At 63.5% G+C, this 12,736-nt stretch carries 9 protein-coding genes; 4 read left to right on the plus strand and 5 right to left on the minus strand.

The window, feature by feature from the left end; genetic code table 11:
- Position 1: 1 nt before the first annotated feature.
- The gene (locus tag G473_RS0121990; protein ID WP_029014879.1) at positions 2–997 is read right to left on the minus strand and encodes a sodium-dependent bicarbonate transport family permease; all 996 of its coding nucleotides are present in this window, start codon (positions 995–997) and stop codon (positions 2–4) included.
- A gap of 208 nt (positions 998–1,205) precedes the next feature.
- Between G473_RS0121990 and G473_RS0121995 the strand changes: the two genes are divergently transcribed.
- Positions 1,206–2,732 (plus strand): UbiD family decarboxylase, encoded by a 1,527-nt coding sequence (locus tag G473_RS0121995; protein ID WP_029014880.1) that lies wholly within the window; start codon positions 1,206–1,208, stop codon positions 2,730–2,732.
- Between the two features lie 217 nt (positions 2,733–2,949).
- On the opposite strand, the gene G473_RS0122000 is transcribed toward G473_RS0121995, so the two are convergent.
- Positions 2,950–3,810, minus strand: a complete 861-nt coding sequence (locus G473_RS0122000) for an N-formylglutamate amidohydrolase (protein WP_029014881.1) — start codon at positions 3,808–3,810, stop codon at positions 2,950–2,952.
- Positions 3,811–3,997: 187 nt separating this feature from the next.
- Between G473_RS0122000 and G473_RS0122005 the strand changes: the two genes are divergently transcribed.
- Entirely contained in the window at positions 3,998–4,972 is a 975-nt protein-coding gene (locus G473_RS0122005; protein ID WP_029014882.1) for a M14 family metallopeptidase, read from the plus strand.
- On the plus strand, positions 4,969–6,057 hold the full coding sequence (locus G473_RS0122010; RefSeq protein ID WP_051330575.1) for an AbrB family transcriptional regulator: 1,089 nt from the start codon (positions 4,969–4,971) through the stop codon (positions 6,055–6,057). Before G473_RS0122005 ends, G473_RS0122010 begins: the two co-directional genes overlap by 4 nt.
- A 126-nt stretch (positions 6,058–6,183) precedes the next feature.
- On the opposite strand, the gene G473_RS0122015 is transcribed toward G473_RS0122010, so the two are convergent.
- Positions 6,184–6,843: a beta/gamma crystallin-related protein gene (locus tag G473_RS0122015; RefSeq protein ID WP_029014884.1), complete on the minus strand. Its 660-nt coding sequence runs from the start codon at positions 6,841–6,843 to the stop codon at positions 6,184–6,186.
- 211 nt (positions 6,844–7,054) lie between these two features.
- Here G473_RS0122015 and G473_RS0122020 point away from each other — a divergent pair, with 211 nt between their 5' ends.
- Positions 7,055–8,656: a peptide ABC transporter substrate-binding protein gene (locus G473_RS0122020; RefSeq protein ID WP_035708563.1), complete on the plus strand. Its 1,602-nt coding sequence runs from the start codon at positions 7,055–7,057 to the stop codon at positions 8,654–8,656.
- Positions 8,657–8,703: 47 nt separating this feature from the next.
- Here the strand turns inward: G473_RS0122020 and G473_RS28330 are convergent, their stop codons facing one another.
- Both G473_RS28330 and G473_RS28335 read right to left on the minus strand, forming a co-directional pair.
- Positions 8,704–10,455, minus strand: coding sequence for a tetratricopeptide repeat protein (locus tag G473_RS28330; RefSeq protein WP_035708566.1), 1,752 nt, complete (start codon positions 10,453–10,455; stop codon positions 8,704–8,706).
- Positions 10,442–12,736 (minus strand): beta strand repeat-containing protein (locus G473_RS28335; protein WP_029014886.1); only part of this gene is annotated, 2,295 nt, incomplete at its 5' end. The genes G473_RS28330 and G473_RS28335, both read right to left, overlap by 14 nt.

Consider the following 12,736-nt stretch of genomic DNA (forward strand, 5'->3'; position numbering starts at 1 on the left):
CCTATCCAAGCAGGTAGCGGCAGACGGCAAGATAAAGCGGAACGCCGATCAGGATATTGAAGGGAAAGGTCACGGCCAAGGACAAGGGCAGCGACAAGCCGGGATCGGCATCCGGAAGCGCATGGCGCAGCGCCGCCGGCACCGCGATGTAAGAGGCTGACGCGCACAAGGTGACCAGCAGCACCGTGTCCCCCAGATCCAGCCCCAGCGGCAGGGCAGCGAGCAAACCAATACCGGCCCCCAGCAGCGGCATGACCAGACCGAAACCCAGCAGGCGCAGGTTCAGTGCCGCTGCCTGACGCATGCGGCTGGCCGCCAGATAGCCCATATCCAGCAGGAACAGGCACAGCGCCCCATCCCACGGCGCCACGAACAGGCCGGACAGCTTGGCCAAGCCCGGCGTGCCAATCACCACCCCCACCAGCAGGGACCCGGCCAGCAACAGGATGGACCCGTTGAACGCCGCTTCCCGAAAGGCAGACGAAAGACCGCCGCTGCCCATGTTCAGGGCGACGGTGCCCCCGGCCTGCCCCGACCCGGCCCCTGCCGCCATGCCGATCCGACCGGACAGCAACAGACCGGTGATGATGGCCGGTGCTTCCATGATGGCCAGTGCCGCCACCATATGGCCGCCATAGGCGATCCCCTGCGCTTCCAGCAGCTTTGTGGCCGTCACGAAGGTCACCAGGCTGACCGAGCCATAATGGGCAGCAATGGCCGCCGCATTCACCCGGTCCAGCCCCACCGGCCCGCGCAGCAGCGCGAATGCCAGGAAGGGCATGGTCAGGCTGAGCATGGCGGTTGTCAGCAACAGCGGCATCACCGATCCCAGCGACGCACCCGACAGGGCCACCCCGCCCTTCAACCCGATGGCGACCAGCAGATAGGCGGCCAGCGCCTTGCCAAACCCATCGGGAAAGGGAATGCGGGCGCCGGTAAATGCGATCAATGCCCCCAGTGCAAAAAACAGGATCGGCGCCGACAACAACACATCCATTTCTCAAAACTCCCCCGGACAATGGTCGGGGCGGACCATAGGGATGGCGAGCCATTCTGTGAAATTGATATATTTTCGCCGATCCATTGAATTATTCAATGGTCAAGAGGGGCGGACAATCCGCCGCGACGGGCTGCCCGCTTGACCCGGCGCCCGCCCGCACCGATGTTACGCCCCGACCCGATCCCCGGAACCCCAAAGGCCGATCATGCCCTATGCCTCACTCCGCGACTTCATGGCCCGCCTGGAACAGGAAGGCCGCCTGGTCCGGGTGAAGGAACCCGTCTCCACTGAGTTGGAAATGACGGAAATCCATACCCGCCTGCTGGCGGAAGGCGGGCCGGCGGTGCTGTTTGAGAATGTGATCAAGGCCGATGGCAGCAAAAGCAGCATGCCGGTGCTGATCAACCTGTTCGGCACGGTGGAGCGCGTGGCCTGGGGCATGGAGCGCGAACCGCATCAGTTGCGGGAGGTGGGGGAAACGCTCGCCTTCCTGAAACAGCCTGAACCGCCGAGAGGCCTGCGCGAAGCCTTTGCCATGCTGCCGCTGGCCAAACAGGTCATGGCCATGCGCCCCGGCTCCGTCTCCAAGGCGCCGTGCCAGGAGGTGGTGCTGACCGGCGATGATATCGACCTGTCGATCCTGCCGGTGCAAAGCTGCTGGCCAGGGGAACCTGCCCCCTTGATCACCTGGCCGCTGGTCGTCACCAAGGGCCCAACCCATGATGACAAGGACGGCAAGCGGGAAGATAATTTCAACCTCGGCATCTATCGCATGCAGGTGCTGGGGAAGAACAAGGCCATCATGCGCTGGCTGAAACATCGCGGTGGCGCCCAGCATCACCAGCGCTGGAAGCAGGCGGGCAAGCGGGAGCCGCTGCCCGCCGCCGTGGTCCTGGGGGCCGATCCCGGCACCATCCTGGCCGCCGTCACGCCCGTGCCGGATACCTTGTCGGAATATCAGTTCGCCGGATTGCTGCGCGGCAAAAAGGTCGATCTGGTGGAATGCAAGACGGTGCCGCTGAAGGTACCGGCCACGGCGGAGATTGTGCTGGAAGGCTATGTCAGCCTGGACGAATATGCTGATGAGGGGCCCTATGGCGACCATACCGGCTACTATAATTCGGTGGAGCCATTCCCGGTTTTCACCGTCACCGCCATCACCATGCGCCGTGACCCGATTTACCTCTCCACCTTCACCGGTCGCCCGCCGGATGAACCCAGTGTGCTGGGCGAAGCGCTGAACGAAGTGTTCATCCCCCTGTTGCAGCAGCAATTCCCCGAGATCGTGGATTTCTGGCTGCCGCCGGAGGGCTGTTCCTACCGCATCGCCGTGGTGTCGATGAAGAAGGCCTATCCCGGCCACGCCAAGCGGGTGATGATGGGCGTGTGGTCCTTCCTGCGCCAGTTCATGTACACCAAATGGGTCATCGTGGTGGATGATGACATCAATGCGCGCGACTGGAAGGACGTGATGTGGGCCGTCAGCACCCGCATGGACCCGGTGCGCGACATCACCATGATCGAGGGCACGCCCATCGACTATCTGGATTTCGCCAGCCCGGAAAGCGGCCTGGGTGGCAAGGTCGGCATGGACGCCACCAACAAACTGCCCCCGGAAACCCACCGCGAATGGGGGGAGAAGCTGTTCATGGAACAGGGCGTGGTGGATAAGGTCAGCGCCATGTGGGGCAAGCTGGGCCTGCCCGGCAGCGGCAAGCCGATCTGGAAGTAGCCGACGGTGCAGGACAGGCCGGTGGGGAAGCCTGATAGTTGGTCTGTAGCGTTTTCAGATTTAGTCTGGACACTCTCCACCGTCACCCCGGCGAAGGCCGGGGTCCAGTGTCGTAGAGAAAAGTGCCTCTGATACTGGACCCCGGCCTTCGCCGGGGTGACGGGAGGGAGGTCGTATCGGACTCAGTTTAAAGTGACAGCCTATAGGCGCGACCGGCTTACTCCGCCGCCGCGCGGGCCGTGCGGTCCAGGGCGTAATCGCGGATGGCGACCAGCAGCCGTGTCAGGTCACGGCGCAGCGGCTCGAACCCGTGATGGATCTCCAGCGTCTCTTCATTCATGTAGAGACGGCGGTCAATTTCAAGCTGAAGGGAATGGCGGCCCTGGGCCGGGTTGGCATAGCGGCGGACCAGTTCCACCCCTTTATAGGGATCATTGACCCGCACCTTGTAGCCCATGCCGCGCAGATGGGCGGCGATGAAGCTGGTAAAGGCGGGATCGCAGGAGGTGCCGTCGCGGTCCCCCAACACAAAATCCGTCGTCTGCCGGTCCGGCCCGATGGTGAAGCTGGGCATGGAATGGCAATTCACATGATAGACGGCACCGAACTGGCGATGCAGCGCATCCAGGCTGTCGGCCAGCAATTCATGATAAGGCCGCCAGTAATTTTCCAGCCGGTCCATCACCACCGATACCGGCAGACGCCCATCATACATGGGCAAGCCCGGCCGGCAGAGGAAACGCACCAGCCCCATGCCGGCCAGGCTTTTGCCCGACGGGTTAACCGGCCAGGGCCATTCCCCTTCCAGCATGGCGGGATCGATATCGTCCGGCGCCCGGTTGGCATCAATGTAGGAGCGGGGGAACAAGGCACACAGATATGTCGCCCCGTAATCCGGCACCATGTTGAACAGATCATCCACATAAGTGTCTTCCGCCTGCCGCAGCAGGGGAAACGGGCAGATGAAGTTGAAATCGGCTGGATAGCGCGTGCCGCTATGGGGTGAATCGAACAGGACCGGTACGGGGGTCCCGACCGGATCATGCCGGACGACAACGTCGTCGATCACCAAACTCATCAGGCGCGCCCACGAAAGCCCAGAAAAGCGATGATGAAGGGCCGATACCGATCTTTCATCAAACTGACTTGGAACCTATACAAGTAAGGGGCCGCCGTCGAGGGGGCCAAGTGGAATGCCAGTCCCCGCGCCAGTGGGATAACATCATGAGAGATCACGATTAATCCGCTACCCTGAGGAGAAGGAGATGATGACGGCGACCACCGGCAGCCTCCCTGTCGAGCTGCGGCCGCCCGATATCGGCCGCTACCGTCACGGCAGCCACGCCATCCCCTATGCCATCACCCTTGCAGGGGGACGGCCCGGCCCGCATGTCGTCATCAGTGCCCTGATGCATGGGAACGAATTATGTGGTGCCATCGCCGCCGACCGGCTGCTGTCCGCCGGGCTGCGGCCTGCGCGGGGGCGCCTCTCCTTCATTTTCTGCAATATCCCCGCCTTCGCGCAGTTCCACCCCGATTATCCCGCCATGTCCCGCTATGTGGATGAGGATATGAACCGGGTCTGGTCGCCGGGAAGGCTGGACGCCCTGCCCGCCCCCGGTGATAGTGGCGAACTGCGCCGGGCGCGGGAGATCTGGCCCCTGTTTGCCAGCGCCGATCTGGTGCTGGACATCCATTCCATGCTGCATGACACGGTGCCGATGATGCTGGCCGGCGCCGCACCACGGGCGCTGGCCTTGGCGCAGCACATCGGCCTGCCCGGATGGATCGTCACCGACCAGGGTCACGCCGGCGGCAGCCGTCTGATCGACCATCCCCGCTTTACCGGTCCAGAACCGGAAGGGCCGACCGCCCTGCTGGTGGAATGTGGGCAGCACTGGCAGAGGCAAGCCGCCGACACGGCCCTGACCATCGCCGCCCGGTTCCTGGAAATCAGCGACATCATACAGCGGGATGCGCTTACCCCATGGCTGCCATCCACGCCATGGGCAGCCAGCAGGCTTGTAGAGGTGACGCAAACCATTACCGTGCTAACCAATCAGTTCCACTTCACCCACGAAGTTTCCGGCATGGATATCATCCCCACCGCCGGCACGCTGATCGCCCTGGATGGCGACCGGCCGGTCCGCACCCCCCATGATCACTGCATCCTGATCATGCCCGCCCGTCATCCGGTACGCGGCCATACCGCCGTGCGCCTGGGACGGCTGGTGGCATGATCGGACCGGCTGTATCAGGCATCAGGAATATCGGCTGGAAAGGTTTTGCCACCGCCATGCTGCTGGGCCTGGGCGGGGGCTATCTCTGCTTCCGGCTGCATGTGCCGCTGGCCTTCATGATCGGGGCGATGATCGCCACGACCCTTGCCACCCTGGCCGGCATCCGCACCAGCGTGCCGCCCAGGCTGCGCAACTCCATGATGATCATCCTGGGCATCATGCTGGGCAGCGCCTTCACGCCCGCCCTGCTGGACCATCTGCGGGAATGGACGGTCAGTCTGGCGGGGCTGATCTTCTATATCGTCTTCTCCGCCGGGCTGGGCCTGTTCTACCTTCAGAAGGTCGCCGGCTATGACCGGGTGACCGGCTATTTCACCGCCATGCCCGGCGGCTTCAACGAGATGGTGATGATGGGCGGCGCGCTGGGCGGGGATGACCGCACCATCGCGCTGGGCCACAGCCTGCGGGTGATGCTGGTGGTGATGACGGTGCCCGTCGCCTTCCAGTCCCTGCCCGGTTATGACCCCGCCGGGCGGGACTGGAGCCTGCGCGGCCTGGGCCCCGGCATTCTGGAACTGCCCTGGACCGATTATGGGATGATGGTGCTGTGTGGTGCCGGCGCGCCCTTGGCCCAGCGGCTGCGCATTCCCGCCGGCGTGCTGGTCGGACCGATGCTGCTCAGCGCCGGCCTGCATCTGGCCGGGTTGATGGTGGGCAAGCCGCCGGGTCTGGTGATTGCCGGGGCGCAGATCATTATCGGCGCCTCCATCGGCGCGCGCTTTGCCGGCCTGCCTATCCTGCACATCACCCGCACGCTGGCGGTCGCCGCCGGCCTTACCTTCCTGCTGTTATCGGTGACGGTGGGCATGGCAGTGGCGGTGCATCTGATCACCGGTCTCAGCCTGCCCGGCCTGATCCTGGCCTATGCGCCCGGCGGGTTGGCGGAGATGAGCCTGGTGGCCCTGGCGCTGCATGTGGATGCCGCCTTCGTCGCCAGCCATCATATCGTGCGCATCATTCTAATCGTGCTGTTCGCCCCGCCCGCCTTTCACCTGTGGCGGCGCTGGGCGACCCGGCGGCAATAGGCCGCCGGGCCTGGTGCTTATACCTGTGTCAGTCAATTCTGAGACGCCAGAATGACTGACTTCGGCGGCACGAGCCGCCGAAGTCAGTCGGCGCGGATACCAAGATCAAGATTTTTGACCTTGGTATTACTTCCAGATATTGGTCTGCCCGCCGCTGCAGCGATACTGCCAGGCTTCCCCCTCCCACCAGATCACGCCTTCATAGGACGAGCCGGAGAAGCTGGTGCGCCCGCGATAGCCGTGCCGCTGGATAAAGGCCTGTTCCACCTGGCTCTGGCACTCATTCTCCGGACGGCTGCTGGTCCTGCCCCCGCCCTGGCCGGGGCGGTCATTCCAGACAATGCCATCATTGTCCGACCGGTAGGGTGGCCGGGGTGGCGGCGCGGGCCGGCGCCAATCATCATCCCAGGGATCACGCGTGCCGCCGCCCCAGCCGGGACGGTAATCATGGTCCCGGTCGCGACGCACCTCCCGCAGGGAGCTGATGCCGCCACGCAGGTTCTTCACCTCCGCCACATTGGCGACACGGGCGCCCCCGACCAGCGTCTGGCAATGGTCGTACCGCTTATCCTTGCAGATTTCCCAGACACCGGAATTGACCACGACGGACCGGGCCCGGTCATTCCAGGGCGGCAGCTTGGTCAGGGAATCGATATCATCGTGGATGGTGATGCGTTCCCCCCGGAAACCGGGCTCCGAATAAAGCGTAACCGATCCCGCCACCGCGCTGCCGGTGCCCAGCAGCGTCACCATCAGCGCGGCACCCGCAAAGCCTAAGCCTTTCATCCCAACCTCCCGGCGGGTATTGCCCCGCCGTTCCTTCTATCTGCCAGAGCCTACCATCGCTCCGGTTGCAACAATGGCCGGCCTTTGTGTCCCGTCAAGGGCAAGTCGAAGGCGAGATTTCGTATTCCGGACCGACAATCGCCGCTCGACAGGGATGGGGCGGACAGTCCAGTCTTTGCCGCCGGCACCGTCCTCAGGAGAAATCGCGCCTATGGGCTTGATCACGCGTCGCCTGCTTCTCACCCTGGCGGGGTTAGCACCCCTGACAGGCGCCCTGCCCCTGCGGCCGGCCCTGGCGGCAGACCAAAGGCTGGATATCGGCCTGGGACCGGAGGTGGATACGCTGGACCCGCACCGGTCCACCACCATCGTGGCCGGGACGCTGTTTGTGGAATTATGGGAGGGGCTGACTTGTTTTGATGCCGCCGGCACCATCATTCCCGGCGTGGCGGAACGCTGGGATATCAGCGAGGACGGGCTGAACTGGACATTCCATCTGCGTGACAATGCCCGCTGGTCCGATGGCAGCGCCGTGACGGCAGAAGATTTCGTCTTTTCCTGGCGGCGTGCGGTCACGCCGGCAACCCGGCTGGGCCTGCCGGAATGGGTAGCGCCGCTGCGCAATGCCATGGCGATCATGCGCGGCGAAGCCCCGGCCGACACGCTGGGCGTCACGGCTCTGGATGCACGGACCCTGGTGGTGGCGCTGGAACATCCCAAACCGGACCTGACAACCTATACCGCCTATTGGCCGCTTTCCCCCCTGCATCGCCCATCCGTGGAAGCCCATGGCGATGGCTTTGTCCAGCCGGGCAAGCTGGTGGGCAATGGCCCCTTCATCCTGGACAGCGTGGTGCCGCAAAGCCATTACCGGCTGGTGCGCAACCCGCATTACCGGGAGGCCGCCACAGTTGCGGCGGCTTCTGTCACCTTCCATGTGACGGAGGATCTGCAAACCGAGATGAAGCGGTTCCGTACCGGGGAACTGGTCGTCACCAAGGATGTGCCGCCGACCCAGTTGGACTGGGCGCGCACCCATATGGCGGATAGTCTGCGGCTGGCCTATCGCGCCTCAACCTTTTTCCTGGTCCCAAACCTGACACGCGCACCATGGAAGGATAATCCCACGCTGATGCGGGCCCTGTCCCTGGCCATCGACCGTCAGACGATTGTGGAAAAGGTGACGCGCGGCGGCGAGTTGCCCGCCTTTACCATGACCCCGCCCGACCTGACCGGCTATGAACCGCCGGCCCCGGACTGGTCCCTGCTGTCGGCAGCAGAGCGCCAGGCGGAAGCCAGACGCCTGTTCGCGGACGCCGGCTATGGTCCGGGGGGCAAGGATCTGCCGCCGGTCGAACTGCTTTACAATACCAATGAATTGAACCGGCAGGTCGCCATTGCCGTTGGGGCCATGTGGCAACAGGTGTTGGGGGTCAAAACCACCCTGTCCAACCAGGAATTCAAGATCGTGGTCAGCCGGATGAAGGAACATTCCTATCCGGACTTTGCCCGTATCACCTGGGCGGTGGGATTGGTGACCGAATATCTCAACCTGCTGCGGTCCCGCGCGGAAACGCTGGGCCCCGGCTATGCCAACCCGGCCTTCGATCAGGCGATGGAAGCGGTGGATAATGCCCGCGACCTGCCATCCTTCCACAAGGCTTTGGCGCAGGCGGAAGCGATTGCCATGGCCGACATGCCGATGATCCCGATCATGCGCCAATCCGCCCGGCGCCTGGTCAGCCCACGCCTGCGCGGCTGGGCTGACAATGCGGTGGATATCCACCCGGCGCGCTATCTATCGCTTGCCTGATATCCCTGGCCCTCAAGGCAGGACCAGGGATAGGGCAGCGACAAATTTCATGCGGCGGGTGCCTGGATCAGGGTGGAATGTTCCTCGCGCAGGGCCGCGATCACGCTGTGCCAATCCCCCAAGGCCGGCTGCCGGTGAACCCGATGGTTGGGATACCAGGGGGAACGGTCACCGCCGATGCCCCAGCGCCAATCGACGGAATGCGCCAGCATCAACGATACAGGCGCCCCCATGGAGCCCGCCAGATGGCCGACACCCGTATCCACCGCCACGACATGATCGAGGTTTGCGATCACAGCGGCAGTATCAATGAAATCCTGGAGAACTGAGCTCATATCATGAAGCCGGCCTTTGAAGGCCAGACAATCCGCGGCGCGAGGACCAACCTGCAGCGATATCCATTGCGCGTCCGGGATAGCATCCAAAACGGACCCCAGCAGTGACAGCGGCAGGGAGCGGCGCGCATCTTCCGAATGCTGCGGCCGGCCGGCCCAGACCACGCCGATGCGCCGTTTCCCCTCCTCGCGGGGCGGAAGCAGCGTAGCACCGCGCGCAATCTCAGCCTCCGGCAGGGCCAGCCAGCCGGGCAGCAAGGGCAGATCCGGCACGTCCAGGGACAGCATGTGCGGCAGGCTCAGCAGCGGCACATGATAGTCCGGGATATCATCAATACTGAACTGGTGCGGATTGTCGCTACGGGGCACAACCCGGAGGCCCGGCCCGTCCAGTGCCGTCGACAGAAGACGGGCCAGGGGGGCGGAGACTTCCAGGATCACCTCAGCAACCTTGTGGCGTTCCTGAAGGATGCGGGCCAAAGGCGCGAATTGCAGGATGTCGCCGAACCCTTGCTCCCCCCAGACATAGATGCGCTTGCCTTCCAGCGGCTCCCCCTGCCAGCGAGGGGAACTAAGCAGACGGCGCGGCTCCGGGAACTGGTCCCAGACCCAGCGCCATTCATAATCAGCCCAGCCGGTCTTGAAATCACCCCGCGCCAGACAGGCAAGCGAATGGTTCCAGCGGGCCAGCGCATTGCCCGGCGCCAGTTTCAGCGCCACACTCAAGGCCATCACGGTCGCATCAATGAAGCCCGCCGAACGCAAAGCCTTGTCCAGCGTCTGCAAGACCTCTTCAAGACGCTCCAGCCGGCCATCGGGCATACCATCGGGCAATTGAGCCAGCGCCGCTGTCAATTCCGGCAGGCGGTCGCCCAATTCCTCCAGCAATTGCTTGCCCAGATCGCGTGCTTCCGGCAGGACCCGGCCAAACAGGATCAGCCCGATGACCAGGGGCACAACCGCCTCGCGCGACTGCCCCATCCAGGCAAGGCCGGTGCCCATATTGACCCAGGCTGAATAATTCAGCGGCGACAGTTGCAGGATACGGCGATAAAGCGGGATCGCGTCGGAATGGTTGCCGTTGGTCTGCAACATAACGGCCAGGTTGACCATGGCCGCCGCCGCACGCGGCAGATCGCCCACCCGCTCAAAAACCGTACCCAGAGAGCAGTAATAAAGCGGCTCCGCCGGCTCCAGCTTGAGCGCGTGCTCGAACAGACCGGCAGCGCGCATATTATCGCCTTCGAACGCCGCAATCACGCCCAACTGGTGCAGGCTGGGGGCCGTCAGTTCCGGCCGCTCCGTCAATTGCAGAAAGATGCTGCGGGCTTCCGCCAGCTTTCCGGTCGATTGAAACTGCAGCCCCTGGGCAAAGGCAGGCACACGACGCCCAATTTCCATCAATACAGCGCCGGCACGCTCCACCACGGGGATGGCAAACTCGGCATTGTTACGTACGGTCATCTTGCTCGGCGCCTTTGATGGGATCGGAGGTCATTTGCAACTGGTCATAGACAGCACCGCCTTCCGCCCCGCTGACCGCGACAGGCAAATTCTGGCCGGAAGCTGTGGTTCCGCCGGTAGTGCCCGTCGTCTCGACTGTGCTGCCGCCGGAGGAAGATCCGGAGGTTGCCGCCGTGGACGAAGCGGCGGGCGTAGAGCTTTCAGCCGCTGCGGGGCTTGTGTTCGCCGGCGTCGACGCCGTGTTCGCCGGGGCGACGGTGCTGACGGGTGTCAGCGTGGTTGTGGGCGCTGCCAAGCTGGCCACAGGAACGACGGTGGCAACGACCTGACGCTGAACTGTACTTGCCGTCAGGGTCTGGGGCGGTACGGTAACCGTCAGGGTTCCCGGCTGGTACTGGACAGTATAATTACTCAGCCCCGCACCCGTCGCATTGCTAGCGGTGATGACATAGCTGCCAGCCGCCGCCACAGCGGGGGTGCCGGGGCTTTGCAGGGCGACCTGCTGCACGCTGTCACCATTCACCAGCCCTTCGGTCGTGAAGGCGGACAGGACAAGATCAATGCCGCCAACCTTGCTGACATCTGAGGCCGTGATGGTCAACAAGGCCCGGTTCACGGTCAGGGTGCCAGTCACATAATTAACGGTGTAATTGCCCAAGCCAGTACCGGTGGCATCCGATACGGCGATGTCATAACGGCCGGCCGCCCTGGTGGGATCGGCGATCCCGTTGGACAGTGACACACCCGTCACCTGATCGCCATTGACAAGCCCGGCGGTGCTGAAGCCCGGTGTGGCGCTGGCGGCAACGCCATAGGTGCGGGTGACATCATTTGCGGTAATGGTCAGGACTGCCCTGTTAACCGTCAACGTGCCATCCAGGTAGGTGATGGAATAGTTCGACAGGCCTGTGCCAGCGGCCGCGGAGACCAGAACGGAATAGTTTCCGACGCCGGCCACTGTGCCCGAACCGGCGGAGGTCAGGCTGACGCCGCTGATGCTGTCACCATTCACCAAACCGGAACTGCTGAAGCCCGTCAGGTTGATCGCATTGCCGTAGGTCTTGGTGGCATTGCTGGCTGTGATCACCAAGGCCGCCGGGTTCACGGCCAATGTGCCATCAGCGTAGGTGATCGCATAATTGGACAAACCGGTACCCGCAGCACCGCCGGCCAGAATAGCGTAACTGCCCACGCCAGCCGTGGCACCGGCACCGGCGCTGCTCAGCACAACCCCCGTCACCGTGTCATTATTCACCAGCCCGGAGCTGGTAAAGCCTGTCAGGTTGATCGAGTTGCCATAGGTTTTGGTGGCATTGCTGGCGGTAATCGTCAGGGATGCCGGGCTCACCGTCAAAACACCACCCGCGTAGGTGATGGAATAGTTGGATAGACCGTTACCGGTCGCCCCCGCACCCACGATGGCATAGCGCCCCACACCAGCCGTCGCGCCAGCGCCGCTGCTGGTCAGGGACAGCCCCGTGATGCTGTCGCCATTCACCAGACCGGAACTGGTGAAGCCGGTCAGGCTGGCATTGCTTCCATAGGTCTTTGTTGTGTTACCGGCAGTGATCGTCAGAGAGGCCGGGTTCACCGTCAATGTGCCATCGACATAGGTGATTGCATAATTGGAAAGGCCCGTGCCGGTCGCGCCGCCACCCAGGATCATATAGCTGCCGACCGACGCTGTTGTTCCGGCGCCGCTGCTGGTCAATACGACCCCGGTGAGCGTATCGTTGTTCACCAGACCAGAACTGGTAAAGCCCGTCAGGTTGGCGTTGGTCCCATACGTCTTGGTGGCGTTGCCGGCAGTGATCGTCAGCGACGCCGGGTTCACCGTCAACACACCACCCGCATAGGTGATGGAATAGTTGGACAGGCCGCTGCCCGTAGCACCGTTACCGACAATGGCATACCGGCCAGCACCCGCAATCACATCCGTGCCGCTGCTGGTCAAGGATACGGACGTAACGCTGTCACCATTCACCAGACCATTGCTGGTAAAGCCCGTCAGGTTGATCGAGTTGCCATAGGTCTTGGTCGCCCCGTTGGCCGTGATCGTCAACGATGCAGGGTTCACCACCAGCGTACCGTCCGCATAGGTGATCGAGTAGTTCGACAGGCCCGTGCCAGACGCGCCAGACCCGACAATGCTGTAGCTGCCCGCATTGGCCAGGGTACCCGAACCGCCGGAGGTCAGACTGACGCCGCTGACGCTGTCACCATTCACCAGACCATTGCTGGTGAAGCCCGTCAGGTTGATCGAGTTGCCATAGGTCTTCGT

Source organism: Niveispirillum irakense DSM 11586, from assembly GCF_000429645.1.
In the GTDB taxonomy this organism is placed as follows: Bacteria; Pseudomonadota; Alphaproteobacteria; order Azospirillales; family Azospirillaceae; genus Niveispirillum; species Niveispirillum irakense.

Bases quoted from the DNA above. Each gene is read 5' to 3' on its own strand.
- G473_RS0121990 (WP_029014879.1), bottom strand. From the start codon at position 997: ATGGATGTGTTGTTGTCGGCGCCGATCCTGTTTTTTGCACTGGGGGCA.
- G473_RS0121995 (WP_029014880.1), top strand. From the start codon at position 1,206: ATGCCCTATGCCTCACTCCGCGACTTCATGGCCCGCCTGGAACAGGAA.
- G473_RS0122000 (WP_029014881.1), bottom strand. From the start codon at position 3,810: ATGAGTTTGGTGATCGACGACGTTGTCGTCCGGCATGATCCGGTCGGG.
- G473_RS0122005 (WP_029014882.1), top strand. From the start codon at position 3,998: ATGATGACGGCGACCACCGGCAGCCTCCCTGTCGAGCTGCGGCCGCCC.
- G473_RS0122010 (WP_051330575.1), top strand. From the start codon at position 4,969: ATGATCGGACCGGCTGTATCAGGCATCAGGAATATCGGCTGGAAAGGT.
- G473_RS0122015 (WP_029014884.1), bottom strand. From the start codon at position 6,843: ATGAAAGGCTTAGGCTTTGCGGGTGCCGCGCTGATGGTGACGCTGCTG.
- G473_RS0122020 (WP_035708563.1), top strand. From the start codon at position 7,055: ATGGGCTTGATCACGCGTCGCCTGCTTCTCACCCTGGCGGGGTTAGCA.
- G473_RS28330 (WP_035708566.1), bottom strand. From the start codon at position 10,455: ATGACCGTACGTAACAATGCCGAGTTTGCCATCCCCGTGGTGGAGCGT.